The organism is Leifsonia xyli subsp. cynodontis DSM 46306 (assembly GCF_000470775.1).
Classification (GTDB): Bacteria; Actinomycetota; Actinomycetes; order Actinomycetales; family Microbacteriaceae; genus Leifsonia; species Leifsonia cynodontis.
In genome coordinates, this window is sequence record NC_022438.1 from 796,433 (window position 1) to 822,134 (window position 25,702).

Consider the following 25,702-nt stretch of genomic DNA (forward strand, 5'->3'; position numbering starts at 1 on the left):
CGACTCGGGCAAGGTCCGCGGGCGAGTGCTGTGAGAGGTCGGTGCCCTTCGGGAAGTACTGCCTCAGCAACCCGTTCGTGTTCTCGTTAGAACCGCGCTGCCAGGGCGAGGCTGGGTCGCAGAAGTAGACGTCCATGTCGGTGGCGATCGTGAACGTCTTGTGGGCGGCCATCTCCGCACCCTGGTCCCAGGTCAGCGACTTCTTCAGTTCGGCCGGCAGGCCGCTCATCGTCCGAATGAGGCCATCGCGGACGGTCTCGGCAGCGTGGTCGGTCGGGAGGTGGACGAGCATCACGAACCTGGTGGTTCGCTCGACGAGGGTGCCGATCGCGCTGGCGTGGTCAGCGCCGATGATGAGATCGCCTTCCCAATGCCCTGGAACAGCACGATCAGCGACCTCAGCGGGGCGCTCGGAGATCATGAGCATCGGGTCGACGAACCGCGAACGACGTGCGTTGGTTCCCCGGTTCGGTCGGCGACGTGCGCGCCCGGTACGCAGCGCTGTCGCGAGATCACGGCGCAGCTGGCCGCGTCCTTGGAGATAGAGCGTCTGGTAGATCGTCTCGGTCGCCACTCGCATCCCAACGTCGTCCGGGAACTGACGGATCAGGGCTCGAGTGATCTGCTCGGGAGACCACCGCAACGCCAGCTTCGACTCAACGAAAGCACGCAACCGCAGCTCTGTCACCAGTCTTCGCGGCTTTGGCCGTGGGCGACGCTTCGCCGAGTAGCGATGTGCTGCGAAGGGGTGATAGATCCCGGTCGAGGACCGGTTCCGGGAGATTTCCCGACTGATCGTGGATGGCGACCGCCGCAGCTGGGCGGCGATGCTCCGCAGTGACAACCCATCGCGGAGGAGATCCCGGATCTGCTCACGTTCCTCCAGCGAAAGGAACCGCGGATCGAGCTTCCTCTCCAGCTGAAAGATCGCCGCCGGCGAGATTGTCTCGGTGCCGTCAAGAAACGTCGTCATACCTGTTTTGTAATCGACGACCCGACCATCTGGGTAATAGCGGCGATGAGCGGTCTTCCGGACACCGTTATCCCAATCCCGTGCCGTGCGGATGTTCACCCCGACGGCAGCCGCTGCTTCGCGACGCGAGATGCCATCGCGTCGCAACTGGAAGTAGCGTTCCTTTCCTGGATGCGGACCAGTCCCGGTTTTCCCCTGGCTGCGCAGGCCGGCCTTCCATACCCACGTCCCGCAGGTCGCCGGGTTGAACCCCAACTCACGCGCCGCGATCGTGATGCTCCCACACGCCTCGAACAACGCGAAGAACGCGTCCTTATCAGCCTGCGTGAAACAGCGTCGATCCCTCGAATAGCTCCTTAAACGGGCCACGGTCGTTACAACTCCCAGAAAGTCCAGGTGTTGCAACGACCGTTAGAACCCAAGACAAAGGGATTCGGAGGCTTCGCGCTGGTGCCCCCAGTGGGATTCGAACCCACACTGAAGCGATTTTAAGTCGCCTGCCTCTGCCGATTGGGCTATGGGGGCCGAGTGCTTTCGTGAGCTGGCGCTTCCGTGGGCTGGCGGAGGGTTCGCTCCGCCGGGTCGCACGGCCGGGCCGGCAGGCTCCGGGGGTGAGTCTAGCCGGTTCAGCGGTTGCGGTAGGGGGCCTTGGCCATCGCGACCAGGGACACCAGCACGCCGATTCCACCGCCGACGACGATGAGCCAGATGATACCGATGAACAAGCCTTCCATGCCTCTAAAGGTACACGGTGGGAGCTCGTGTCGGCGGTCGTCTACACTCGCTGGGTGACCCTCCTGCGTTGCCCCTGCACCAGCGGTGAGAACGTATGGCCGCTGCTGCGGCCCTCTGCACGCGGGATCTCTCGCACCGACCGCGGAGCGTTTGATGCGCTCCCGGTTCAGCGCGTTCGCGCTGGGCGACGGCGGCTATCTCCTGCGCAGCTGGCACCCCTCGACGCGGCCCGGCGAGCTGCTCCTGGAGGACGGCCTCCGCTGGTATCGCCTCGATATCGAGAGCACCGGGCGGGGCGGACCGTTCGACCGGGACGGCGTGGTCGCGTTCGCCGCGTACTACAAGAGCGTCGAGCGGGGTGTCCAGCGCGAGACGGGGACTGGTACTACGTCGCGGCGGTCTGAACTCTCAGCGCGCCGGTTCGATGTAGCGCTCCCACAGCCACACGCTGACGCTCAGCACGGCGAACACGAGCGCGGCGCCGAGGATCGCGACGAGGCCTGTGCCGTTCCGGATGAGGGAGGCCACCGGCAGCAGGAGCGCGAACAGCATCGTGTACACGAGCAGGCCCAGTCCGAGCCACAGCGGCCGCACCCAGAGGAAGACCGCGCGGCCAGGAAGCCCGCCGATCGGCAGAAGCGCGACGGCGGCGGACCCGATGCCCAGCAGTGAGAGCGCGTTCGCGAACTCCACCAAGAAAGCGGAGACCCCGCCCGAGGGCGACGGGAGTACACCGACGGCGAGCCAGGCGAGCACACCGAGGGCGGCGATGGCGCAGAGCTGCACGGCGGCGATCCGTCCGCGCGCCACCCGGGCGCGGCCGTCCGGGAGCAGCACTCCCACCACCAGACCGAACAGCAGTGCGGGCTCGAACCCGAACAGACGCGACCCCACAGCCGTCGCCGCCACGGCCATGAGCAGGAGCGGGCGCACGACCACGGGAGGTGCGGATCTGCCCAAGTGCCGCGCCATCGCGCGTGCGGCGAGCACCCCGACGGCATTGACGGCGGCGACAGCCAGCGCGACGGCGAACAGCAGCCGGATGTAGGCGACGGCATCCTGCACGGAGGTCGACAGGGTCACCAGAGCGGCGGCCACGACACCGACGACCGGCGCCAGCCAGAGCGGCTGGGGCGCCGTCGTCGCGGGCACGGAGAGTCCGGAGGCCTCCGACAGCGCGGAGCCCCTCGGCCAGCGCTGCCCGCCGAGCACAGCGTCGGCCTCGGCCAGCTCGGCCCGGGTGCGGTTGCGCCCGAAGACGGAGGGGAGCGCGGGGCGCGAGGCGGCCCGCGAGCGGCGGCGCGCCAGCGCGGCCGCGAGCAGCTGAGCCGGCAAAGCCAGGAGCAGGAGTGCGGCGACGGCGAGAGCGAGCGAGCGGAGCCAGCCCGGAACGGAGGCGGCGTCGACGGCGGGTGCGGAGGCCGTCGAGAACGGGGTTTCGGTCCAGCCCTTGGTGTCGGGACGCTCGGGGTCGGAGGGCGGGGCCGGCGCGGGGACGGTCGGCGTCGGAGTCGGCGAAGGTCCGGCCGCCGGTTTCCGGGAGGACGGCGGAGCGGTCGCGACGGCGTTCTGAACCGTGACCGCGATGGTGTTGCTTCCGGCGCTGACATTGCCGGCGGCATCCCGCTGCAACGCTGAGACGCGGTATCCGCCGGGCGGCAGCGCGCCGGCGCACGACCAGACGCCGTCGGTGACGGGCGAGACGCAGGCGACGGTCGTGCCGGACAGGGTGCTCGCGTAGACCGTGACCTCGCCGCCGGACTCGCCGGCGCCGCCGAAGCCGAACGCTCCGCCGTTCGCGACGGAGGAGCCCAGACGGGGCGCGGTGATGGTGGGGGCGGGCGGTGGGACGGTGTCGAGGACGATCGAGACGCTGGCGCTGCGCCCGGAGCGTGTCGTCGAGAATGGGGCGACTTGCGTCGCGGTGATCGTGTGCCGTCCGTCCGGCATCCCGCCGATGACGCATCCCCAGGTTCCGGCCCCGTCTGCCGGGAACGTACACTGGGCGCCGGTCTCGGAGGCGACGGTCACGGTTGCGCCGGGGAAGGCTGTCCCACGGATGCCGCCGCCGGTCGCCGTGCCGTCCGCGGTGGTGATCGCCGGAGGCGAGAGCACCTGCGCCTGCCAGCTGTCGGACAGCCCGGTCGCGCGGGATTCGGCGCGCACGGGCACGCGGCTGCCGTCCGGCAGACGGCGGAGGGCGCAGCTGAAGCGGCCGTCGCTGTCGGCGGTCGCGGTGCAGCTGGTGTCCGCGCCCGGAGAGGACCCGCCCGAGACCGCGATGACGTCGCCGGGGCTGGCCGTTCCGGAGACCGTGAGCGGGAAGGAGACGACGAGGTCCGAGGGCGCCGGGTCGAGCCGCGGGGCCGACGGGGTCGGCGTCGGGCTCGGTGTGGCGGTGTCGGCGGAGGCCGCCGACGCGGTGGGAGTGGAGGATCTGGGGGAGACTGCTGTCGTTGCCGCAGCCGGCCCCGTCGGAGCGCTGAGCGCCATCGCCACCAGCAGCAGCGCGATGGGCGCAGCCGCGAACGATCCCATCGCTCCCCGCGACCGGACCGGTGGTGGCATGTCCGACGTGAATAACTGCATTTCACCCTATTCCAAGCGCGGCGGACGCCCCTGTCAAATGGAATCGCGCTATTCGCGGCATACTGCCACCCGGTCCGCCTGGCCCTTCGCCGGGAAGCGGCTGCGGTCTCGGCAGCGCCGGCCCGGCAACGCCGATGGCGCGCATCGCCGTCGCAGACTCGCCGCGCTCGTCCCGACGGGCCTCGGGGTCGTGGCCCGCCCCTCACCCGATCCTGCTTTCACGCGATGCCCGAGAACGCCGGCTGGCCATGCCGGAGACGGAGGAGGCTGTCTGCGGCGGAGGGAGCCGCGCGGCGTGGCGCCTGCCGTCCCCGACGCGGTTGCTTCGAGTGTGATGGGAAGGGCGGGGGAGGCTCATTCGCCGCGGTTAGGATGGCACCAGCGCACCCTCTCACAGCGCCCGCACGCAAGGAGTTCCCCTCATGGAATGGCTCATTCCGGTCATCATCGTCGTGGTGATCGCCGCGATCGTCGGAATCTACCTCTGGGCCACCTACAACTCGCTCGTCACCCTCAAGGTGCGCGTGGACGAGGCGTGGAGCGACATCACCGTGCAGCTCAAGCGACGTGCCGATCTCATCCCCAACCTGATCGAGACGGTGAAAGCCTACGCGGCCCACGAGAAGGGCGTCTTCGAGTCCGTCACGCGGGCGCGCTCCGAGACTCTGACCGCTCAGACGCCGGGCGAGGCGTCCGCGGCCGAGGGGCACATGCAGACGGCGCTGAAGAGCATTTTCGCGGTGGCCGAGGCGTACCCGCAGCTGCAGGCCAGCCAGAACTTCCTGCGGCTCCAGGCCGACCTGGTGGACACCGAGGACAAGATCCAGGCGTCGCGCCGTTTCTACAATGGCGGGGTCCGCGAGTTCAACACGAAGATCACGGTGTTCCCCAACAACCTCTTCGCGCGGCGGCTCGGATTCACCGAGCGCGAGTTCTTCGAGGTCGACAACCTGGCGGCGATCGCCGAGCCGCCGCGCGTCCATTTCTAGGTGTGTTTCTCAGGGACGTTGGTCAATCTGCTGATGGGTGGCTGGCTGCCGATGGCGGTGTGGGGCCTGTGGTGATTGTAGGAGTGCAGCCAGGCCGGGAGTGCGTTGCGGCGGGCTGATTCGGAGTTGTAGTGCCGGGCGTATGCCCAGCCGTCGGCGAGGGTGCGGTGGAAGCGTTCGATCTTGCCGTTCGTCTGCGGATGGTAGGGCCGGGTGCGTTTCGGTTGGATGCTGAGCTCGGCGCAAGCGTCGCGCCAGGCGTATGAGCGGTATGCGGAGCCGTTGTCGGAGAGCACCTGTTCGACGGTGACGCCACGGCTGGCGAACCAGCCGACCGCTCGACGCAGAACAGCGATTGCAGTGGCGGCGGTTTCGTCGTCGTGGATCTCGGCGTAAGCGACACGGGAGTGATCGTCGATGACGGTATGAACGAACGCTGTGCCGGTGATCATGTCGCCGGTGATCCCGTGTTTCCCGGTCCGCTTCGCGGTGATGGCCTTGTTCCGCTCTCCCTGGAGACGTCCGACGTAGCGCCAGCCGCCACCGTCGGGGATGTTGCCGAGTTTCTTGATGTCGACGTGGATCATCGATCCGGGATGCTCGTGCTCGTAGCGGCGGGCGGGTTCGCCGGTGCGGACGTCGACGTGGCTGGGCCGATTGATCCGGCACCGGGAGAGGACCGTGTGAACGGTCGAGGCGGGCATGCCGAGCTGGGCGCCGATACCGACTGGTCCCAGCCGCTTCTTCCACCGCAGATGCACGACCTTGCGGACCAGTCTTCGCGGGGTCTTGTTCGGGCTGTGATGCGGCCGTGACGAACGGTCCAGCATTCCCGCCTCGCCCATCTCCACGTAACGACGAGCCCATCGGTCCGCGGTGCGTCAGGACACTCGGAAGTAGGTCGCCGCCGCAGCAACGGACCAGCCGTCGTCGACGACTTGGCGGGCCAGGCGGAGGCATTCGCGAGGAGTCAAAGCAGCATTAGCGTGGGTCACGAGGACCTCCTAAGTCATCGAGTGCAGGGAAACTAGACAGCCCCACTCTCGACCGGGAGGTCCTCACCCATCTATCGCGTCACACCTCAACCAACGTCCCTGAGCAGCACACCTAGCGGCGGAATGCGGCGTCCCCTGGTAGGATTGTTGTGGTCGGCCGCGTGCCGGCCGCCGGAGCAGGCTGGCAGTAGCTGGTCCTCGGTGGTGGTATCCGGATGCGTTCGCCGTGAGGCAAGCGACAGCCGTGTATTTCTACTGATGGCCAGACGGGCTCAGCCCACGCACCCGCCTGGGATGCCGCGCGTGCACGCACTCGCGTGTCGAACTGCCTGCTCGCTCCACCGCTCCATCGAAGAGCAAAGGAGAGTCGCGCCCACACGGGGCCGCGACGTTAAACAAAGGAGAAAGACCTCTTGGAAGGTCCCGAAATCACATTCGCCGAAGCCGTGCTCGACAATGGCCGCTTCGGCACCCGCACCGTCCGGTTCGAGACCGGGCGACTCGCTCAGCAGGCGCAGGGCGCCGTCGCCGCCTACCTCGACGAGGAGACCATGCTGCTGAGCGCGACGAGCGCCAGCAAGCACCCGAAGGACAACTTCGACTTCTTTCCACTGACCGTCGACGTGGAGGAGCGTTCCTACGCGGCCGGCAAGATCCCCGGTTCGTTCTTCCGCCGTGAGGGCCGCCCGTCGACCGAGGCCATCCTGGTCTGCCGCCTGATCGACCGCCCGCTGCGTCCGTCGTTCGTCGACGGCCTCCGCAACGAGGTCCAGATCGTCATCACCGTCCTCAGCATCGCGCCGGACGAGTTCTACGACGCCCTGGCGATCAACGCGGCCAGCGCGTCCACGCAGATCTCCGGTCTACCGTTCTCCGGACCCGTGGCGGGTGTGCGCCTTGCGCTCATCCCCGGCAACGGCCAGCACGAAGACCAGTGGATCGCCTTCCCGAAGGCCTCGCAGCTGGAGGAGGCCGTGTTCGACCTCGTCGTGGCCGGACGGGTGCTGACCAACGAGGACGGCACCGAGGGCGACGTCGCGATCATGATGGTCGAGGCGGAGGCCACCGAGGGCAGCTGGAACCTCATCCAGGGCGGCGCTGTGAAGCCGAACGAGGAGGTCGTCGCCCAGGGCCTGGAGGCGGCCAAGCCGTTCATCCGCCAGCTCGTCGGCGCCCAGGCGGCCCTCGCGAAGCAGTCCGCGAAGGCGATCGCCGACTACCCGGTGTTCCTGCACTACTCGCAGGAGGCCTACGACAGCGTCGCCGCTCTGGCCTACGACGAACTCGTGAACGTCTACCAGATCGCCGACAAGGTCGAGCGTCAGAACGCGGACGACGCCCTCAAGGAGCGGGTCAAGGCCGCCCTCGCCGAGAAGGTGGAGGCCGGCGCGCTCGACGCCGAGGCGCTCACGCAGTTCTCGGCGGCGTACAAGTCCGTCTCGAAGGTCGTCATGCGCGGCCGCGTCCTCCGCGAGGGCGTTCGCATCGACGGCCGCGGCCTGACCGACATCCGCCCGCTCGACGCCGAGGTGCAGGTCATCCCGCGCGTCCACGGCTCGGCGATCTTCCAGCGCGGCGAGACCCAGATCCTGGGCGTCACCACCCTGAACATGCTCAAAATGGAGCAGCAGATCGACTCGCTCTCGCCGGTCACCAAGAAGCGCTACCTGCACCACTACAACTTCCCGCCGTACTCGACCGGTGAGACCGGTCGCGTCGGCTCCCCGAAGCGTCGCGAGATCGGGCACGGCTTCCTCGCCGAGCGTGCGCTGGTTCCGGTGCTGCCGAGCCGCGAGGAGTTCCCGTACGCGATCCGTCAGGTCTCCGAGGCGCTGAGCTCCAACGGCTCGACCTCGATGGGCTCGGTCTGCGCGTCCACCCTGTCGCTGCTGAACGCCGGTGTGCCGCTGCGCGCCCCGGTCGCCGGCATCGCCATGGGCCTGATCTCCGACGTCGTCGACGGTGAGACCCGCTACGCGGCGCTGACCGACATCCTGGGCGCGGAGGACGCGCTCGGCGACATGGACTTCAAAGTCGCCGGCACCAGCGAGTTCGTCACTGCCATCCAGCTCGACACGAAGCTCGACGGCATCCCGTCGTCGGTGCTCGCCAGCGCCCTGAAGCAGGCGAAAGACGCCCGCACCACGATCCTGAGCGTGCTCGACGCCGCGATCGACGCCCCGGACGAGATGGCCCCGACTGCGCCGCGCGTGATCTCGGTCCAAATCCCGGTCGACAAGATCGGCGAGCTGATCGGCCCGAAGGGCAAGACGATCAACGCCATCCAAGACGAGACCGGCGCCGACATCTCCATCGAGGAGGACGGCACCGTCTACATCGGCGCTGTCGACGGCCCCTCGGCCGAGGCGGCCCGCGCCCAGGTGAACGCGATCGCGAACCCCACCAACCCGGAGGTCGGCGAGCAGTTCCTCGGAACCGTCGTCAAGAACGCCGCGTTCGGTGCGTTCGTCTCGCTCCTGCCGGGCAAGGACGGCCTGCTGCACATCTCCGAGGTGCGCAAGCTGGCCGGCGGCAAGCGTGTGGAGAGCGTCGACGACGTCCTCAGCATCGGGCAGAAGATCCTGGTGGAGATCACCAAGATCGACGACCGTGGCAAGCTCTCGCTCGCCCCGGTGCTCGCCGACGAGGCCGAGACGCACGGCCGCGACGCCGCCAGCGAGGGTCCTGAGGCTCCCGCCGAAGGCTGATCTCCGCACGAAGGCCGCGCGACCCTCCCGGTCGCGCGGCCTTCGTCCTCCCTCTCGCTCAGCCATCGATTCCTCACTTCTTCCGCCGACACGCCGGTGTCCGCCCGGAAGAAGTGAGGAATCGATGGCTGAAGAGCTTAGGCGTGGAGGGCGGTGTTGAGGTGGACGCCGGTGCCCGCGCGGCGCAAGACTTCGACGGCCCCGGTGACCGAGTTGCGTCGGAACAGCAGTCCGTGTGCGCCGGAGAGCTCGACGGCTTTCACCGTCTGCGGGCGTCCGCTCGCGTCCACCGGCCCGTCGACCACGACGACCTTCGTCCCGGCGGTCACGTACAGTCCGGCCTCGACCACAGTGTCGTCCCCGATCGAGATGCCGATGCCGGAGTTCGCGCCCAGCAGTGCCCGCTCTCCGATGGACACCCGCTGGACCCCGCCGCCGGAGAGTGTCCCCATGATGGACGCGCCGCCCCCGATGTCCGAGCCGTCGCCGACCACGACGCCCTGAGAGACACGGCCCTCGATCATCGAGGCGCCGAGCGTTCCGGCGTTGAAGTTGACGAACCCCTCGTGCATGACGGTGGTTCCGGGGGCGAGGTGGGCGCCGAGCCGGACGCGGGAGGCGTCGGCGATGCGGACGCGGTCGGGGGTGACATAGTCCAGCATGCGAGGGAACTTGTCGATGGCGGTGACGTGGAGGCCGGCGCGCTGCAGCGCCGGGCGCAGCCGGTCAAGGTCGTCCGGCAGCACGGGCCCGCCGTTCGTCCATGCGACGATCGGGAGGTGCCCGAAGACGCCATCCAGATTCACTGTGTTCGGGCGGGCGAGGAGGTGCGAGAGGATGTGGAGGCGGAGGTAGGCGTCGGGCGTGGACGCGGGAGCGGCATCCAGGTTGATCTCGACGGTGACGATGTCCACCGTGACGTTCCGCCGCGGGTCCGGCGCGGCGAGCCCCTCCAGACCGCCGGGCACGATCCACTTCTCGCGCCCGGCCGGGATGCCGCCGAGCTGCGGCTCGCGGAACCAGGTGTCGAGGACGGTGCCGTCGCCGGCGACCGTCGCGAGCCCGTAGCCCCAGGCCGTCCTCGGGGCGGCGGTGTGGACGGGCGCGGCGAATTCACGGGAGACATCGGAAGGCATGGCTCTAGATTAGTAGGGTGCCTTTGGACCTCACCGCCACCTCCACCGACCTCACCCGCCAGATCTGCGACATCGAGACCGTCTCCGGGAACGAGAAGCCGCTGGCCGACGCCATCGAAGCCGCTCTCGCGCCGCTGCCGCATCTGGAGCTGATCCGCGATGGCGACACCGTCGTCGCCCGCACAGACCTCGGCCGCGAGCGTCGCGCGATCATCGCCGGCCACATCGACACAGTGCCGCTGAACGGCAACCTGCCCACACGGTTCGCGGAGGAAGACGGCACCCGCTTCCTGTGGGGCCGTGGGACGGTCGATATGAAGGCGGGCGTCGCCGTGCAGCTCAAGCTCGCCGCCGAACTCACCGCCCCCGCGGTCGATGTGACCTGGATGTGGTACGACCACGAGGAGGTCAACGCCGAGCTGAACGGTCTCGGCCGGCTCGCGCGCAATCGGCCCGACCTGTTCACGGGCGACTTCGCCATCCTGGGCGAGCCGAGCAACGGCGTGATCGAGGGCGGCTGCAACGGCAACCTGCGCGTGGAGGTGCGAGCGTTCGGGCGGCGCTCGCACTCGGCGCGCGGCTGGGTGGGGGAGAACGCCATCCACAAGGTCGCGCCCATTCTGGACACCCTCGCCGCCTATCAGCCGCGCGAGGTGGAGGTGGAGGGGCTGATCTACCGCGAAGGGCTCAACGCGGTCGGCATCACTGGGGACGTTGCGGGCAACGTCATCCCGGACGAGTGCATGGTCCATCTCAACTACCGCTTCGCCCCTTCGCGCACTTCGGAGGAGGCCATCGAGCACCTGCGCGAGCTGTTCGGAGACTACGAGCTCACCGTGGTCGACTGTGCCGACGGCGCCCGGCCGGGCCTGGACGCGCCGCTCGCGAGGGAGTTCGTGGCCGCGGTCGGCGGTGTCGCCAAGCCGAAGTACGGCTGGACCGATGTCGCCCGCTTCAGCGCCCTCGGCATCCCCGCTGTGAACTACGGCCCGGGCGATCCGCTGCGAGCGCATGCCGACGACGAGCGGGTGGACGTCGGCCAGATCGCGGCCGTGGAGGCCGGACTCCATGCCTGGCTCACTGGTTCCGGCACGCGCTGACGGGGCGGCTCCGGGAGCCGTCGCCACCGCGCCTTGGTGGACGCGGTGGTGGGTGCGCGTCCTCGCGATCTTCCTCGCCAGTCGGGTCTTCACCACTGTCGTCCTGCTGATCTTCGCGGCGAACCAGGGGCGGAACCCGTGGACGGGCCCGCGGCCGGACTACTTCTCCTATGCGACCATCTGGGACGGCCTCTGGTACAACATCGTGGCTGTCTCGGGCTACCCGGTCACGCTGCCGACGTCGGATGGCGTGCATATCGCCGAGAACGCCTGGGCGTTCCTCCCGGGCTATCCGTGGCTTGTGGATGTCGTCATGTTCCTCACGCGGCTGCCCTGGGCCCCTGCCGGCGTGCTTGTGTCGTTCGTCTGCGCTGCCGCTGCGACCCTGGTCTTCTTCCGCCTGATGCTCCGTGTCGGCCTCGGGAACGCCACCAGTCTGTTCGCCGTCGTGCTGTTCTGCGTCGCCCCGGTCTCCCCGCTCTTCCAGCTCGCCTACGCCGAGTCGCTCTATCTCCTGCTGCTCGCGACGGCACTGCTGCTGCTCGTGGAGAGGCGCTACGGCTGGCTGTTCCCGGTCGTGCTCGTGATGGCGTTCACGCGCCCGAGCGGACTGGCGTTCGCCCTCGCTGTGGGGCTGCATGTCGTGTACCGCTGGGCGAAGCGGCGGGAGGACCCGTTCTCCGCGCGGGAGCGCATCCTGAGCGCCGGTCTCGCGCTGTTCAGCGGGCTGGCCGGTCTCGCCTGGCCCGCGATCGCCTCTGTCACGACGGGGTCCCTGACGGCGTACACCGACACCGAGCTGGCCTGGCGGGCGCCCTACATCGGCTTCACGCATCTCGTGCCGTTCGCCGCGTGGTTCCAGGGCGCGGATTGGTGGTTCCGGGTCATCCTCGGCGTCCCGGGCTGGATCGGCGGGGTGGCGCTGGTCGTCCTCGTCGCGTTCTTCGCCGTTCTGCTGTTCTCCCCGGCCGTGCGGAGGCTGGGCGTCGACCTCCGGTTCTGGGTCATCGCCTACTCGCTCTACCTGTTGGCGGTGTTCTTTCCGCAGTCGAGCACCTTCCGTCTGCTGATGCCCCTGTTCCCGCTGCTCGGAGCGATTGCCCTCCCTGCGAGCCGCGTCTACCGGGTCGGGATGGTGCTGCTTCTGCTCGCGCTCCAGGTCGGCTGGATAGCGATCTGCTGGGGCGTCGACGGCGCTGACTGGTCCCCGCCGTGATGCCTGGATTTCGTTCGCTCGATGTGAATGGCCGATAATAGAAGGACATTCACGAAAGGGGAGCTGCATGGCGGCCATGAAGCCGAGGACTGGGGACGGGCCCATGGAGGCTGTGAAGGAGGGGCGGCTCATCATCGTGCGGGTCCCGCTCGAAGGAGGCGGTCGTCTCGTCGTCTCCGTCAACGATGCGGAGGCGAAAGAACTCCACGATGCGCTCGCGAGTGTCGTGGGCGCTTCCTGATCGCAGCGTCACGACCGCCGCAGAGCCACACGAAGAGGCCCCGAGCGATCGGGGTCTCTTTCGTGTCCGGCCGGGTGGCTACGGCGTCAGCTTCGTGATCTGTAGCAGACCGTCAGCGGCCGGAGACAGAGCGCTGATGACGGCGCCGGACGCCGCGGTCTCGGTGATCAGCGTCCGGAACCCGGTCGCCACCTCGTCGCGCGCCGCGGGGTCGGCGACGCGGCCGCGCCAGAGCGCGTGCGGCACCAGGACGGTGCCTCCGGGACGCACCAGGCGCAGGCCGTGTTCGACATACTCGATCACCGAGGCCGGGTCGGCGTCGACGAAGACGATGTCGTAGGAGCCCTCGTTCATCCGGGGCAGCACGTCCAGCGCTCGCCCGGTGATGAGGCGCACACGGCTGGCCGGGATGCCCGCCTCGGTGAAGAAGGCGCGCGCGTGCTGCTGGTAGTCCACTTCGATGTCGATGGAGGTCAGCTGGGCGCTGGTGCCGCCGCGCAGCAGCCAGAGCCCCGAGACGCCGACTCCGGTGCCGATCTCGACGATGTTCTCGGCCGCTGTCGCGGCGACCACGACGGCCGCCTGCGCGCCGGTGCTCGGCGCGATCGGCTCGACCCCGAGTTCGAGCGACTGCTGCCGTGCCCGGGCGATCACCTCGCCTTCGACGATCGCGTCATCGGCGAATCTCCAGTTCGATTCCTTGTCTGACACAGCGCTCCCGTCGAGTCCTCACCCCAGGATAGAGCCCACCGATCCAGCTTTTCCGCAGCCACGGCGCGATACTCTTTATGTGTGTTCGGTCTGACATTCGACAAGCTCCTGATCGTGGCGGTGATCGCCGTCTTCCTGATCGGTCCTGAGCGTCTGCCCGGATACGCGGCCAAACTGGGCGAGTTCGTCCGCTCCCTGCGCGGGTTCGCCGATGGCGCGAAATCGCGTATGCGCGAGGAGATGGGTTCGGAGTTCGACGATGTCGACTGGAAGAAGCTCGACCCCCGCCAATACGACCCGCGCCGCATCATCCGCGAGGCTCTGCTCGAGGATATGCCCGCTCCGGCGTCCTCGATCAAGCCGGTGACACAGCAGGCCGCCGAGCCGCGGCGCCCGGCGCTTCCGCCGGGAACGCTGCCGCCCTTCGACGCGGAGGCCACCTGAACCGCGGTCCGCTCGGGCGGAGACGGCCACAGCCGCTGCGCTGAAAGACAGGGCGGTGGCGGTCACTTCATCGGCTGTCTCCGGACATTGCGACGTGCCTGTGGGGACTGCACTCTGTGGGTCTCGTGTGTTCGGCGTTTCACCTCTTAACACGCCGCGAAAACGTGTAAGGACCTGTCAGAGTAGACGCCGCCATGTTCGCAAAAGCCCATCGAGCCGCCTTCCTCATCGCGGCAGCCCTCCTCCTCGTCCTAGTGACGATCTCGTCGTTCAGCGCCTTCGACAATCCCTTCGACGCCGCATCGGTCGGTGAGCTCGACACGGCCGGCTTCGGGTTCGACGCGCCGCCGGTCGGCATCGGGAAGATCGCGATGTGGCTCGGTGTGCGCGCTCTCGCCGGACTCATCCTCTACGCGGCGGCCTTCTTCGGCATTCGCTTCGCACAGCGCCTTCGCGAGGGCGACCCCGTCTATCGCCGCTGGGCGTGGGTGAGCCTCGGCGTGCTGGTCGTCAATCTGGCTGTCCTGCTGGTCGTCTGGCCCGGGTTCTGGACGAATGACTCCTATTTCGTCATGGCGAAGGCGCAGCAGAACTGGATATCGACCTGGCAGAGTATCTTCACCGCGATCTACTTCCCGGTGAGCATGGTCCTTGTGCCGGCGGCCATCGGCCCGGTGGCCGTCCAACTGATCTTCGGCTCCATCGTCGCTGGCTATGTCGTCGCGCGCACCGTGGACACGCTGCGGTGTCCGTGGCTGGGCTACGCGCCCTGCTGCTGCCGTTCCTGACGCTGCCGGTGCTGCTGTTCGACCAGTACCCGCTGCGCGTCACGATCCACGTCTACATCGAACTGGCTGTGGTCTTCCGCATCCTGATCATCCGGGTGCGTCCGGAACTCGTCGCCGATCGCTACCGCGAGTTCGTGTTCCTCTCCACGGCCATCACCCTGTTGGCGTTCTGGCGCACCGAGTGTGTGTTCTATCTGCTGCTGATCCCGATGCTCGCCGTCGTGCTGCGCATCTTCCGCCGCTCGGAGACGGGCGTGCGTCGTCGCACGATCGTCGTCGCTGTGGGGGCGGTGGCGGCCGTCGTGGTTGTCAACATCGGTGCGGCCGCTGTGCTCTCGAACGCGAAGTACACCGTCACAGCGGTCGTCAACCCGCTCTCGGTCATGCTCCAGAAGCCGCTCTCGGGGCCGCATCTCGAGGAGAACCTGGCGGCCATCGACCGCGCGATCGACCTCGACCTCGTGCGTGAGATGCCGAGCGCGTACAACATCCCCTCGTACTGGACCGATCGGCTGCTGCGCCCCGACTACAAAGCGCACATGAGCGGATTCTAGCGCGCCTACGTCTCCCTCGTCGCGGAGAACCCGGGCGCCTTCCTGGAGGCGCGGACGCAGACCTTCCTCGCTACGAACTCGATGGGCGATTTCCCCCGCGCCTACGCGCGTGGTTTGGAGGCGATCGACGCCGGGCGCTCGCTGGACGACGCCCGCACGGCATTCGAGGAACGCAACCCGTCGATCGTGCCGTTCGACCGGGAGTTCCAGGAACACGCGATCCGTGCGCTGCTGCTGCTCGACGCGGACAACGAGGACCTGCCGCTCGGAGCGGTGGTCTGGAACGCCGTTCCGGTGCTGGGGCTGCTGCTGCTCTTCTTCGCCGGGTCGATCGTGCGGCGGCAGTGGGTGTCCGCGGGGCTGCTGGGCATTCTGCTGACCCGGGCCGCGATCGTGTTCGCGACCGCTCCGGCCCGGTTCTTCATGTACTATTTCTTCGCCTACCTGGTGGGCGGCGTGGTCGTGCTCTTCCTGGGCGTGCGCGGGATCGACCGGGCGCTCGCGCGACGGGACGAGCGCCTTGCCGGGGCAGAGCAGACCGCCAGCGCCGACCGCGCCTCCACGCTGGCGGACCGCTAGCTCGAGCGTACTGAGAGCCCGAGCTTCCGGCCGGCGAGCCCCCGTCCCCGTGTTGCGAGTCGGTCGGCGACCGCGCTGATAGCCATGGCGGCGGCGTCCTGCGGGTCCGTCACGACCAGGGGAGCCCCCGCGTCGCCGCCGGCCCGCAGCGGGACGCTGAGCGGGACGCTCGCGAGCAGCGGAACCGGGTGGTCCTGGCCTGCGGAGAGCCGCCGAGCGACCTCCTCGCCACCACCGGAGCCGAAGAGTTCGAGGACGCTGCCGTCCGGTTGCACAAGACCGGCCATGTTCTCGATGACGCCGACCACTCTCTGACCGGTCTGACGGGCGACGACCCCGCTGCGTTCGGCGACATCCGCCGCCGAGCGCTGCGGGGTGGTCACCACGAGGACCTCAGCCTGAGGCAGGAGCTGCCCCACGGTGAGGGCGATGTCCCCGGTTCCCGGCGGAAGATCCAGGAGCAGGATGTCGAGGTCGCCGAAGAACACATCCCCGAGGAACTGCTGGATGGTGCGGTGCAGCATCGGCCCCCGCCAGGCGACCGCGGCGGAGGGCGAGTCCACGAACATGCCGATCGAGACCACCTTCACGCCGTGGGCGATCGGCGGCAGGATCATGTCGTTCACGCGCGTCGGGCGCTGTGCGACACCGTTCTCATCGGTCAGGCCGAGGATGCCGGGGAGGGAGAACCCGTGGACGTCCGCGTCCACGACCCCGACCCTCAGCCCCCGTTGGGTGAGCGCCACGGCGAGGTTCGCGGTGATGGTGGACTTCCCGACGCCGCCCTTGCCGCTGGTCACGGCGTAGACGCGCGTGAGCGAGCCGGGGCCGAACGGCGGGACGCGCTCGGAGCGTCCGCCGCGGAGCTTCTCGGTGAGGGCTTTGCGCTCGGCCGGGGTCATGACGGAGACCTCCACCGTCACTCCGGTCACGCCGGGGACATTCGCGGTCGCCGCGCGGACGTCCCGTTCGATCGCATCGGCGGCGGGACAGCCGGCGATGGTCAGCTTGACGTCGACGCTCGCGTGTCCGTCGGCGGCCACCTCGACCCCGCCGATCATGTCCAGCTCGGTCACGGGCTTGCGGATCTCGGGGTCGAGCACCCCGCCGAGGGCGCGCCGGATCTCCTCTTGCAGGTCAGGCACGGGCCGGTTCGCCCTCCCCGACCCCTTCATCGTCGCTGCGCTCTTCCAGGTCCTCCAGCAGCGCGCGGAGCTCGGCCCGGATGAAGTCCTTGGTCGCGACATCCTTCACGGCCAGCCGCAGAGCGACCACTTCGCGCGCCAGATACTCGGTGTCGGCGAGAGTGCGCTCGGCGCGCTGGCGGTCCTGCTCGATCTGCACCCGGTCGCGGTCGTCCTGCCGATTCTGCGCCAGCAGGATCAGCGGGGCGGCGTACGAAGCCTGGAGCGAGAGCACGAGGGTCAGGGCGATGAAGCCGAGCGAGGCCGAATCGAACCGCCAGGCCGCCGGCAGCAGCGTGTTCCACACCATCCAGGCGGCGACGAAGACCGTGAGCCCAAGCACGAACCAGGGCGTGCCCATCGCTCGCGCGATCCACTCGGTGAAGCGGCCGAACCGGTCGCTTTGCTCGACGAGGTCGCGGCGGCGCGGGATCACCGTCGAGCGCAGGCCCTTCGGCGCGTCCAGGCTGGTTTCCTGCCTACGTCGTGCCACGTTTTCCCCTCCTTCCACTCAGCACGGGGACGCGGCCGGTCTTGTCGGACGGGGCCTGTTTGACAGGCTCATCCTCGTCTTGGCTGCGCCAGTCGTCGGGGAGCAGATAGTCCAGGATGTCGTCGATGGTCACCACCCCGACGAGTCGGTGCTTCTCGTCCATGACGGGAACGGAGACGAGGTTGTAGGACGCCAGGATGCGCGACACCTCGGCGGCGGAGGTGTCGGCGGTGACCGGTTCCAGGCTCGGATCCAGCAGCGTGCCGAGCCGGACATGCGGAGGATAGCGCAGCATCCGCTGGAAGTGGACGACGCCGAGGAAGCGCCCGGTCGGAGGCTCGTAGGGCGGCAGTGTCACGCACACGGCCGCCCCGAGCGCCGGGGCGAGCTCGTGCCGGCGGATGAGCGCCAGGCCCTCCGCGACGGTCGCGTCGGCGGAGACGATGATCGGCTCGGTGGTCATGAGGCCTCCGGCGGTGTCCGGGGCGTAGCTGAGCAGCATCCGGACGTCCTCGGCCTCCTCGGGCTCCATCAGCTCCAGAAGGTGCTCGCCGCGCTCGTCGGAGAGCTGGGCGATCAGATCGGCGGCGTCGTCCGGCTGCATCTGGTCGAGGACGTCGGCGGCACGGTGGTCGTCGAGGCTCGCGAGGATCTCCACCTGCTCGCTCTCGGGCATCTCTTCGAGGACGTCGGCGAGGCGATCGTCCGGCAGCTCTTCCGCCACCTCGAGCATCCGCTGCGCCGGCAGGTCGAGCAAGGTGTTCGCGAGATCGGCGGGCTGCAACTCGGAGTAGGTGGCGATCAGCTGCTCGGCGGACTGCGCCTCGCCGCGTGCCAGCCTCTCGCGCACGTCGTTCCAGGCGGCGAACGCGGTAGGCCCCTTGCCGAACGGCGACGCGCCGCTCTTCGGGCGGCGCACGAACAGCGAGCCGACTGCCCACTCGCCGGTGGCGGACTCTTCGATCGCGACATCCTCGATCGTCGCCTCGCCGCTGCCGTCCGCGAAGTCCACTTTGCGGCCGAGCAACTCCGCGATCACTCGCACTTCGCCGCCCCGCTGCTCGAACCGGCGCACGTTGATGAGCCCGGTCGTGATGATCTGGCCACTGGAGATGCTGGTCACCCGGCCGATCGACACGAACACCCGCCGCTTTCCCGGGATCTCGACGATCAGGCCCACGACACTCGGCGGGTCGCTCTTCCGGTAGACGACCAGTACATCCCTGACCCGGCCCACCCGGTCGCCGACCGGGTCGAACACGCTGGTCCCGGCCAGCCGGGCGACGAAGATACGGGGAGCGCTCACAAAGATAAATCTATGCCCTTCCCACTCGTTGAGGCGGAGCAATGGAACAATGGGGCGATGACGACACCGAGCCCGCTGGGCGGACGCAACCGGATACCCTTCCCGACCCTCCCGCGCGGCGAGATCGTGGCCACATACGAGACCTACCCCGAGGCCCAGCAGGCCGTCGACGCGCTCGCGCGCGCCGACTTCCCCGTGGACAAAGTCTCCATCGTCGGCAGTGATCTGAAGAGCGTCGAGCGGGTCACGGGCAAGCTCACCTGGGGCCGGGTGGCGCTGGCGGGCGCGGCCTCCGGCGCCTGGATGGGAATCTTCTTCGGCCTGCTGCTGCTCATCTTCTCGCCGACCCTCAGCTATGCCTTCGTCATCGCCGCTGTGCTGATCGGCGCTGGCTTCGGGATGCTGTTCGGAATCGTCTCCTCTGCGATCAACCGCCGCCGTCGCGACTACACCTCCGTCATGCAGGTGATCGCCACGAGCTACTCCGTGCTCGTGGACGGCGAACTGCTGAACCGGGCGCGGAACCTGCTCGGCGGGGCCGCTGCCGAACCGACGGCTTGGGCGCAGCCCGCGCACCCGAGCGACCCGCCTCCCGCGCAGCCCGAGCCGACGCAGCCCCCGCAGCCGCAGCCGCCGGTCGACCAGCCCGGGCCGCCTCCTGCGCAGACCGGCGACGAGCGCTCGCCCGCGCCGTCCGCGTAGCGCCGCCCGGCACGGCGGTCCTGGCGGCCGTCGGCGGGCTCCGGCTCGCCGCACCGCGGAGAGATCGGCCTGCGGATCTTCTGGACACTCCGGGGCCGCGGCGGCTCAGCGCGAGCTGAGCCGCCGCACCCACGCCTCCACGTCGTCCGCGGTGCGCGGGATGCCGATCGACAGGTTCTCGGCGCCGTCGCCGGTGACCAGAATGTTGTCTTCGATGCGCACGCCGATCCCGCGGAAGCTCTCCGGCACGGTCAGATCGTCCGGCTGGAAGTACAGCCCTGGCTCGATCGTGAACGTCATCCCCGCCTCCAGCACGCCGTCGAGGTAGAGCTCGCGGCGGGCCTGCGCGCAGTCGTGTACATCGAGCCCCAGGTGGTGACTCGTGCCGTGAACCATATAGCGCCGGTGGTGCTGGTTGTCGGCTTCGAGCGCCTGCTCGGCGGTCACCGGCAGCAGGCCCCACTCCGCCGTGCGGCGGGCGATCACGGCCATCGCGGTCGCGTGGATCTCGCGGAACCGGATGCCGGGCTTCACGATCGCGAACGCCGCGTCCGCGGCTTCCCGCACCGTCTCGTACACCAGCCGCTGCGTCTCGGTGAAAGTGCCGTCGATGGGGAAAGTGCGCGTGATGTCCGCGGTGTAATGGCTGTCGACCTCGACACCGGCGTCGAGAAGGATGAGATCGCCCGGGACGACCGGCCCGTCGTTGCGCGTCCAGTGCAGGATGCAGGCGTGCGGACCGCTCGCGGCGATCGTGTCGTAGCCGACCGCGTTGCCGTCGGCGCGCGCCCGGCCGTTGAAGACCCCCTCGACGAGGCGCTCGCCGCGCGGGTGCGCGACGATGCGCGGCAGGTCGGCGATCACATCGTCGAAGCCGCGCGCGGTGGCGGCGACGGCGGCGCGCAGCTCGCCGATCTCGAAGGCGTCTTTGACGAGGCGCAGTTCGGAGAGCTCGCGCGCGAGGAGGTCGTCGCCGGTGCGGTCCTCAGGGTCGAATTCGACGCCGTCCCCCGCGGTGAGGAGCAGCCGAGCGCCGTCCACGCGGTCGGTGAGCGCCGGGTCGGCTTCGCGCAGCACGAGTGTGTCCGCGTCCACGGCGTCCAGCACGGCCTCCACGGCGGCGATCCCACGGGTCGGCAGGGCCAGATCGCTCGCGACCTGGGCGAGCGAGGGGCGCGGACCGATCCAGAACTCGCCGATCTCCGGGTTCGCGTAGAACTCGTCGGAGTCTCGGCCGGCGCGCTCGCGGAAGTAAAGGGTCGCTTCGTGCCCGGCGGCGGTCGGCTCCAGCACCAGCACGCTGCCCGGCTCGGAGTCCGACCCCCAGCCGGTGAGATGCGCGAACGCCGAGTGCGCCCGGAAAACGTAGTCGGTGTCGTTCGAGCGCTGCTTCAGCCGCCCGGCCGGGACGATGAGGCGCTTGCCGCGGAAGAGCTCCGACACGCGCGCGCGGCGGGCGGCCGCGAAACCGGCTTGCTCGCGGGCGGCAGGGAGAGCCTCGGGCCGCTCGGCCCAGCCGCGGCCGATGTACTCCTTGAAAGCCGCTGACCCGGGCGTGGTGGACCGGTTCGCGGTGGCGCGGGGGGCTTCCTCGACGGTCGCGGCATCGGACGGCGAGACAGGGGGGTTCTGGGAGGACATGCCGACCATTCTCCCACTCCTAGGATGGACTGCATGGCAGCTGAGCGACGCTTCCGCGTTCCGGCCGATCTGCACACGCATTCCACCGTGTCGGACGGCACGGACACCCCGGGCGAGCTCGTCCGCGCCGCCGCGGCGGCCGGGCTCGGCACGATCGCGCTCACCGATCACGACTCCACCGCCGGCTGGCTGGATGCGGCCGCCGCCGGAGCCGAGGCCGCCGTCACCGTCCTCCCCGGCATGGAGCTCTCCACCCGCTTCGAGCTCGCGAGCGTTCACCTGCTGGGCTACCTGTTCGATCCCGAGGACGCCGCGCTCGCGGCCGAGACGCAGCGCATCCGCGACGGCCGTCGCCGCCGGGCGGAGGACATGGTGCGCCGCATCGCGGAGGACTACGACATCATCTGGGACGATGTGCTCGCCCAGGCCGCCGAGGGCGCGACCGTGGGCCGGCCGCACATCGCGGACGCGCTGGTCGCCCGCGGACTGGCCGAGGACAGGAGCGCGGCGTTCGCCGGGGTCCTCCACTGGCGCAGCGGCTATGTCCGGCCGCACTATGCCCCCGATCCGATGACGGGTGTGCTGCTGATCCGGCAGGCCGGGGGCATCCCGGTGCTCGCGCACCCCGCGACGAGCAGCCGCGGCAGCGTCATCCCGGAGGAGCGGCTGCGCCGGCTGGCCGATGCCGGGCTCTTCGGCCTCGAACTTGACCACCGCGAGAACCGGCCGGACGGCGTCGCGCTCCTCCGCGAACGGGCAGCGAAATACGGCCTCGCGGTCACCGGCTCCAGCGACTATCACGGTTCCGGGAAACCCAATCGCCTCGGAGAGAACACCACCGATCCGGCCGTCGTGGACCGGATGATCGAAGAAGCGACAGGCGCGGCGCCTTTCTTCGCGTGAGCGGACTCCGCGGTTACGCTGGTATCCCGGCGTGCGACGATCGGGGATCGGAAAGCGAGGTGTTCGCGTGGGGCGACGGTACGGGGTGTCCAAAACCGTGGTCGCAGCGCTCGTCGGCGCTCTGATCCTGACCGCCGGTGTCGCGCCGGCCGCAGCCGACGACTATCCCTCGTGGGACGATGTCCAGGCCGCGAAGGCGAACGCTTCGTCGGCGCAGGCCGAGGCGGACAAGATCAGCGGTCTTCTCGCCCAGCTCCAGTCCACGGCGAACGCGGCGGGCGATCTGGCCATCAAGCGCGCCGGCGAATACGGGACCGCCGAGACGAACCTCCAGGCGGCGACCGCGAAATCCGACGATCTCGCGCAGCAGTCCGCCGCAGCCGCCGCGAAAGCCGACCGGCTCAAGGCGCAGAGCGGCAAACTCGCCGCGCAGCTGACCCGCTCCGGGACCTCGGATGTCTCCCTCCGGGTCTTCTTGAGCGCAAACGATCGCTCGCCGGCCGACTCGTCGCTGCTCTATCAGCTCGGCGCGATGTCGAGACTCGCCGATCAGGCCAGCAGCCTGTTCGCGCAGGCGACCGCGCAGAAGAACGTCGCGGACGCGCTCAGCGCCCAGGCCGCCGCCGCTCAGAGGATCCGCGATCGGCTCGCTCAGGACGCGGAGACGGCGTTGCAGGCCGCCCAAGCGGCCAAAGCGGCTGCGGACGCGGCCCTCTCCGAGCAGCAGACCCGGGCGAACACCCTGTACGCGCAGCTCGCCTCGCTCAAGAACACCGAGGCATCGGTCGAGAGATCGTACGCGGAGGGCGTGGCGGCACGCGCGGCCGCGGCGGCGGCCGCGAACAGCGGCGGCGGCGCCGACGGCTTCGCTCCGCCCCCGGGCGTCGTCGTGGACCCCGCCGGAGCCCAGGCGTACGCGCAGAGCCGTCTCCCCGCCTACGGCTGGGGAGGCACCCAGATGGCATGCCTCATCAAGCTCTGGAACCAGGAGTCCGGCTGGCGCGCAGACGCGTACAACACGTCATCCGGCGCCTACGGCATCCCGCAGTCCCTCCCGGCCAGCAAGATGGCCACCGCCGGCTCCGACTGGATGACGAACGGCAACACCCAGATCGACTGGGGACTCGGCTATATCAGCGGCCGGTACGGATCGCCGTGTGGCGCGTGGTCGCACGAGATCGCGTACAACTGGTACTGACTCTCGTGCGGCCCGAGGGCCGCGATCAGCTGCCGGTCGCCTGCGGGGCGGCAGCGCCGCCACCGTGCGAACGACGGCGTCGGCGGCGCGGCGCGCTGTTCCCGTCGCGGTGCTGGGAGCCGCCGCCGTCGTGCGTGCCCGACGCGGACATCGCCTCGTCGCCCGCGGGCGCTCCACCCTCGTTTCCCGAGCCGTTCGCGGCGGCCCGAGCCCGCTGACCGCCGCGTGTGCGCCGGCGCTGGCGGTTGCCGGCTCCTCCGGCCGCGCCACCGGCGGCCGGACCGCGGTCGTTCGTCCGGCTCTCCGGCGCTTTGACAGCCGGTGTGGCCTTGAGCCGGCCCTTGGCTCCCTCGGGGATGCCCAGATCGCCGAAGAGGTGCGGCGACGACGAGTACGTCTCCGTGGGTTCGGGCTGGCCGAACTCGAGGGCGCGGTTGATCAGCGCCCACTTGTGCAGGTCCTCCCAGTCCACGAACGTCACGGTGATGCCGGACTTGCCCGCGCGGCCGGTGCGTCCGGCGCGGTGCAGGTAGGTTTTCTCGTCGTCCGGGATGGTGTGGTTGATCACATGGGTGACGTCGTCCACGTCGATGCCGCGGGCGGCGACATCGGTGGCGATGAGCACATCCTTCTTGCCCGCCTTGAACGCGGCCATGGCGCGCTCCCGCTGCTCCTGGTTGAGGTCGCCATGAACGGCGGCGGCGTTGAAGCCGCGGTCGTTCAGCTCCTCCATGAGCTTGGCGGCGCTGCGCTTGGTTCGCGTGAAGATCACCGTCTTGCCTCGGCCCTCGGCCTGCAGGATGCGCGCGACGACCTCGTCCTTGTCGAGCGAGTGCGCCCGGTAGACGAGGTGCTTGATGTTCGCCTGGATCTGGCCCTCGTCGGGGTCGGTCGCTCGGATGTGGATGGGCCGGGACATGAAGCGGCGCGCCAAGGCGACGATCGGGCCCGGCATGGTCGCCGAGAACAGCATGGTGTGACGGGTGGCGGGAGTCTGCGCGAACAGTTTCTCGATATCGGACAGGAAGCCGAGGTCGAGCATCTTGTCGGCTTCGTCGAGCACCATCTCCCGCACCGTGCTGAGGCTCAGCAGACGCTGGCCGGCGAGGTCGAGCAGACGGCCGGGGGTGCCGACCACGACCTGCGCGCCCGCCTTCAGCTGGGCGATCTGCCCCTCGTACGCTTTGCCGCCGTAGATCGCTGCGATCGAGGTGGGGCGGTTGGAGGCGGCCTGCTCGAGATCCTCGTAGACCTGGACGGCGAGCTCACGGGTCGGCACAACCACCAGAGCCTGCACACCGGGCTCCGGGTCGGCGCCGAGCCGCTGGATGATCGGCAGGCCGAAGCCGAAGGTCTTGCCGGTTCCGGTCTTCGCCTGGCCGATGATGTCCTGGCCAGTGAGGGCGAGCGGGATCGTCTGCGCCTGGATGGGGAACGGCTCGGTGATGCCCTTGGCCGCGAGGGCGTCCACCATGTCTTGGTCGATGTTCAGTGCGGAGAAAGTCACAGAATGCCTGTCGTTTCGAGTGTGGGGTGCTACGCCCTGATCCTCTCGCAGGCGTAGGGCCGTCGATCCAGCGCCGACGGCACGCCAAGCCTACTGGACGTCCCCGTTACACTGCTGTACGTGTCAACCTGGTTCACGCGACGCCCGCCCTCCGTCGAGCTGCCGCGCCTCGCGCCTCGCGCCCCGAAGGCGCCTTCCGTGCGCGTCGATCTGCACGAGGTGATGCCCGACCTGCTGCCCTACCTCGGTCAGGTCGCCTATCTCCAGCTGGAGCAGTTCCAGACCCTCGCGAGCGTCGCCGCGGACGCCGATTCGCTGCGCGCCAAGGGCGCTGCCGCCGCAGCAGCCGGCCTCGCCCTCTCCAAACACCAGGGCATCGTCGCCGAGATCCGCCGACGCGGAGACGATCCCGCGGGAGTCATGGCCCCCTTCGCCGCGGAGGTCGAGGGCTTCCGAGCCCTGCTCGTCGGCTCCGATTGGCGGGGGACGCTGCTGGCGGCACTGATGACAGGCGGTCTGCTCGACGACTTCTTCATCCGTCTCGCTGCCGGCCTTCCCGGAGAGGTCGGCCCTCGCCTCGCCCAGCTCCTCGGCTCCGACTCCGGACAAGACGCTCTTCTGAGCGTCCTCCGCAGCGAGATCGAGACCGACCCCCGCCTCGCCAGCCGCCTCGCCCTGTGGGGCCGCCGGCTGGTCGGCGACACCCTCCTCGTCGCCCGCTCCGCTCTCCACCTCTCCGGCAACCGCGCCACCGACGACGAGCGCATCGAGCCCATCTTCACCGAACTCATCGCCGCCCACACCCGCCGCATGGACGCCCTCGGCCTGACCGCCTAACCTGCCCGTCCACCCCCACCCCACCGCTCTCCCCGGCTCTCCTCGGCCCCCGCCGCCGGAAAAGGAGGTGTCGCCCGCCCTCCTCCCGCAGATCTCCTCCGTTTCCTGCCTTTCGCCGCTCTCGTGGCCAGTTCTCCTCCCTTTCCGACCGCGTCGGAAAGGGAGGAGAACTG

The 25,702-nt window shown here is 69.4% G+C and carries 21 protein-coding genes, 1 tRNA gene and 3 pseudogenes; 14 read left to right on the forward strand and 11 right to left on the reverse strand.

The window, feature by feature from the left end:
* Positions 1–31: 31 nt before the first annotated feature.
* Both O159_RS03785 and O159_RS03790 read right to left on the reverse strand, forming a co-directional pair.
* A pseudogene (locus O159_RS03785) lies at positions 32–973 on the reverse strand (IS30-like element ISLxc3 family transposase); the annotation flags it as partial.
* A gap of 448 nt (positions 974–1,421) precedes the next feature.
* Positions 1,422–1,498: transfer RNA gene (locus O159_RS03790), tRNA-Leu, on the reverse strand.
* A 263-nt stretch (positions 1,499–1,761) separates the two neighbouring features.
* Between O159_RS03790 and O159_RS13795 the strand changes: the two are divergent.
* A pseudogene (locus O159_RS13795) lies at positions 1,762–2,080 on the forward strand (YchJ family protein); the annotation flags it as partial.
* Between the two features lie 36 nt (positions 2,081–2,116).
* On the opposite strand, the gene O159_RS03795 reads toward O159_RS13795, so the two are convergent.
* Positions 2,117–4,246 carry an Ig-like domain-containing protein gene (locus O159_RS03795; protein WP_021754436.1) on the reverse strand — a complete coding sequence of 710 codons (2,130 nt, stop codon included), beginning with the start codon at positions 4,244–4,246 and terminating at the stop codon, positions 2,117–2,119.
* Between the two features lie 473 nt (positions 4,247–4,719).
* On the opposite strand from O159_RS03795, the gene O159_RS03800 reads away from it, so the two are divergent.
* Positions 4,720–5,286 carry a LemA family protein gene (locus O159_RS03800; RefSeq protein WP_021754437.1) on the forward strand — a complete coding sequence of 189 codons (567 nt, stop codon included), beginning with the start codon at positions 4,720–4,722 and terminating at the stop codon, positions 5,284–5,286.
* On the opposite strand, the pseudogene O159_RS03805 reads toward O159_RS03800, so the two are convergent.
* A pseudogene (locus O159_RS03805) lies at positions 5,283–6,281 on the reverse strand (IS481 family transposase). The gene O159_RS03800 and the pseudogene O159_RS03805 overlap by 4 nt on opposite strands.
* 413 nt (positions 6,282–6,694) lie before the next feature.
* On the opposite strand from O159_RS03805, the gene O159_RS03810 reads away from it, so the two are divergent.
* A complete protein-coding gene (locus O159_RS03810; protein WP_021754439.1) occupies positions 6,695–8,989 on the forward strand; it encodes a polyribonucleotide nucleotidyltransferase in 2,295 nt (764 codons plus the stop codon).
* Between the two features lie 137 nt (positions 8,990–9,126).
* Here the strand turns inward: O159_RS03810 and dapD are convergent, their stop codons facing one another.
* Positions 9,127–10,125 (reverse strand): 2,3,4,5-tetrahydropyridine-2,6-dicarboxylate N-succinyltransferase, encoded by a 999-nt coding sequence (dapD, locus tag O159_RS03815; RefSeq protein ID WP_021754441.1) that lies wholly within the window; start codon positions 10,123–10,125, stop codon positions 9,127–9,129.
* 17 nt (positions 10,126–10,142) lie between these two features.
* Between dapD and dapE the strand changes: the two genes are divergently transcribed.
* The 3 genes from dapE to O159_RS13800 all read left to right on the forward strand — a co-directional run bounded on the left by dapE (position 10,143) and on the right by O159_RS13800 (position 12,682).
* A complete protein-coding gene (dapE, locus tag O159_RS03820; RefSeq protein ID WP_043993486.1) occupies positions 10,143–11,225 on the forward strand; it encodes a succinyl-diaminopimelate desuccinylase in 1,083 nt (360 codons plus the stop codon).
* Entirely contained in the window at positions 11,194–12,441 is a 1,248-nt protein-coding gene (locus O159_RS03825; protein ID WP_043993487.1) for a hypothetical protein, read from the forward strand. The genes dapE and O159_RS03825 overlap by 32 nt, the downstream gene beginning before the upstream one ends.
* Before the next feature lie 67 nt (positions 12,442–12,508).
* On the forward strand, positions 12,509–12,682 hold the full coding sequence (locus O159_RS13800) for a DUF3117 domain-containing protein (RefSeq protein ID WP_081689806.1): 174 nt from the start codon (positions 12,509–12,511) through the stop codon (positions 12,680–12,682).
* A 78-nt stretch (positions 12,683–12,760) separates the two neighbouring features.
* Here O159_RS13800 and O159_RS03830 read toward each other — a convergent pair whose 3' ends face one another.
* Complete coding sequence (locus tag O159_RS03830; protein ID WP_021754445.1) at positions 12,761–13,393, reverse strand: O-methyltransferase; 633 nt, start codon at positions 13,391–13,393, stop codon at positions 12,761–12,763.
* A gap of 81 nt (positions 13,394–13,474) precedes the next feature.
* On the opposite strand from O159_RS03830, the gene O159_RS03835 reads away from it, so the two are divergent.
* The 4 genes from O159_RS03835 (at position 13,475) to O159_RS03850 (ending at position 15,758) form a co-directional block, all read left to right on the forward strand.
* On the forward strand, positions 13,475–13,837 hold the full coding sequence (locus tag O159_RS03835) for a twin-arginine translocase TatA/TatE family subunit (protein ID WP_021754446.1): 363 nt from the start codon (positions 13,475–13,477) through the stop codon (positions 13,835–13,837).
* Positions 13,838–14,031: 194 nt separating this feature from the next.
* The gene (locus O159_RS03840) at positions 14,032–14,625 is read left to right on the forward strand and encodes a hypothetical protein (RefSeq protein ID WP_043993488.1); all 594 of its coding nucleotides are present in this window, start codon (positions 14,032–14,034) and stop codon (positions 14,623–14,625) included.
* A complete protein-coding gene (locus O159_RS03845; RefSeq protein ID WP_043993489.1) occupies positions 14,583–15,179 on the forward strand; it encodes a hypothetical protein in 597 nt (198 codons plus the stop codon). The genes O159_RS03840 and O159_RS03845 overlap by 43 nt, the downstream gene beginning before the upstream one ends.
* A gap of 81 nt (positions 15,180–15,260) precedes the next feature.
* The gene (locus O159_RS03850; RefSeq protein ID WP_043993490.1) at positions 15,261–15,758 is read left to right on the forward strand and encodes a hypothetical protein; all 498 of its coding nucleotides are present in this window, start codon (positions 15,261–15,263) and stop codon (positions 15,756–15,758) included.
* Here O159_RS03850 and O159_RS03855 read toward each other — a convergent pair.
* From O159_RS03855 to O159_RS03865, 3 genes are read right to left on the reverse strand one after another with little or no spacing between them, the layout of a single operon-like run.
* On the reverse strand, positions 15,755–16,933 hold the full coding sequence (locus tag O159_RS03855; protein ID WP_043993491.1) for an Mrp/NBP35 family ATP-binding protein: 1,179 nt from the start codon (positions 16,931–16,933) through the stop codon (positions 15,755–15,757). The two genes, O159_RS03850 and O159_RS03855, sit on opposite strands and share 4 nt — an antisense overlap.
* Positions 16,896–17,435, reverse strand: coding sequence for a DUF1003 domain-containing protein (locus O159_RS03860; protein WP_021754448.1), 540 nt, complete (start codon positions 17,433–17,435; stop codon positions 16,896–16,898). The genes O159_RS03855 and O159_RS03860 overlap by 38 nt, the downstream gene beginning before the upstream one ends.
* Positions 17,422–18,741, reverse strand: coding sequence for a magnesium transporter MgtE N-terminal domain-containing protein (locus O159_RS03865; protein ID WP_021754449.1), 1,320 nt, complete (start codon positions 18,739–18,741; stop codon positions 17,422–17,424). The genes O159_RS03860 and O159_RS03865 overlap by 14 nt, the downstream gene beginning before the upstream one ends.
* 12 nt (positions 18,742–18,753) lie before the next feature.
* On the opposite strand from O159_RS03865, the gene O159_RS03870 reads away from it, so the two are divergent.
* Positions 18,754–19,443 (forward strand): general stress protein, encoded by a 690-nt coding sequence (locus O159_RS03870; RefSeq protein ID WP_144267546.1) that lies wholly within the window; start codon positions 18,754–18,756, stop codon positions 19,441–19,443.
* Between the two features lie 105 nt (positions 19,444–19,548).
* On the opposite strand, the gene O159_RS03875 is transcribed toward O159_RS03870, so the two are convergent.
* Positions 19,549–21,084: an aminopeptidase P family protein gene (locus O159_RS03875; RefSeq protein WP_043993987.1), complete on the reverse strand. Its 1,536-nt coding sequence runs from the start codon at positions 21,082–21,084 to the stop codon at positions 19,549–19,551.
* A gap of 33 nt (positions 21,085–21,117) precedes the next feature.
* Here O159_RS03875 and O159_RS03880 point away from each other — a divergent pair, with 33 nt between their 5' ends.
* Both O159_RS03880 and O159_RS03885 read left to right on the forward strand, forming a co-directional pair.
* The gene (locus O159_RS03880) at positions 21,118–21,987 is read left to right on the forward strand and encodes a PHP domain-containing protein (protein ID WP_021754452.1); all 870 of its coding nucleotides are present in this window, start codon (positions 21,118–21,120) and stop codon (positions 21,985–21,987) included.
* A 67-nt stretch (positions 21,988–22,054) separates the two neighbouring features.
* A complete protein-coding gene (locus O159_RS03885; protein ID WP_043993492.1) occupies positions 22,055–23,185 on the forward strand; it encodes an aggregation-promoting factor C-terminal-like domain-containing protein in 1,131 nt (376 codons plus the stop codon).
* A 25-nt stretch (positions 23,186–23,210) separates the two neighbouring features.
* Here the strand turns inward: O159_RS03885 and O159_RS03890 are convergent, their stop codons facing one another.
* Complete coding sequence (locus O159_RS03890) at positions 23,211–24,692, reverse strand: DEAD/DEAH box helicase (protein ID WP_021754454.1); 1,482 nt, start codon at positions 24,690–24,692, stop codon at positions 23,211–23,213.
* 120 nt (positions 24,693–24,812) lie between these two features.
* Here O159_RS03890 and O159_RS03895 point away from each other — a divergent pair, with 120 nt between their 5' ends.
* Positions 24,813–25,529: a ferritin-like fold-containing protein gene (locus O159_RS03895; protein ID WP_043993493.1), complete on the forward strand. Its 717-nt coding sequence runs from the start codon at positions 24,813–24,815 to the stop codon at positions 25,527–25,529.
* Positions 25,530–25,702 lie beyond the last annotated feature (173 nt).

Bases quoted from the DNA above. Each gene is read 5' to 3' on its own strand.
- dapD (WP_021754441.1), bottom strand. From the start codon at position 10,125: ATGCCTTCCGATGTCTCCCGTGAATTCGCCGCGCCCGTCCACACCGCC.
- O159_RS03800 (WP_021754437.1), top strand. From the start codon at position 4,720: ATGGAATGGCTCATTCCGGTCATCATCGTCGTGGTGATCGCCGCGATC.
- O159_RS03870 (WP_144267546.1), top strand. From the start codon at position 18,754: ATGCCCTTCCCACTCGTTGAGGCGGAGCAATGGAACAATGGGGCGATG.
- O159_RS03855 (WP_043993491.1), bottom strand. From the start codon at position 16,933: ATGAAGGGGTCGGGGAGGGCGAACCGGCCCGTGCCTGACCTGCAAGAG.
- O159_RS13800 (WP_081689806.1), top strand. From the start codon at position 12,509: ATGGCGGCCATGAAGCCGAGGACTGGGGACGGGCCCATGGAGGCTGTG.
- O159_RS03880 (WP_021754452.1), top strand. From the start codon at position 21,118: ATGGCAGCTGAGCGACGCTTCCGCGTTCCGGCCGATCTGCACACGCAT.
- O159_RS03850 (WP_043993490.1), top strand. From the start codon at position 15,261: ATGGGCGATTTCCCCCGCGCCTACGCGCGTGGTTTGGAGGCGATCGAC.
- O159_RS03795 (WP_021754436.1), bottom strand. From the start codon at position 4,246: ATGGGATCGTTCGCGGCTGCGCCCATCGCGCTGCTGCTGGTGGCGATG.
- O159_RS03825 (WP_043993487.1), top strand. From the start codon at position 11,194: ATGCCTGGCTCACTGGTTCCGGCACGCGCTGACGGGGCGGCTCCGGGA.
- O159_RS03840 (WP_043993488.1), top strand. From the start codon at position 14,032: ATGTTCGCAAAAGCCCATCGAGCCGCCTTCCTCATCGCGGCAGCCCTC.
- O159_RS03875 (WP_043993987.1), bottom strand. From the start codon at position 21,084: ATGTCCTCCCAGAACCCCCCTGTCTCGCCGTCCGATGCCGCGACCGTC.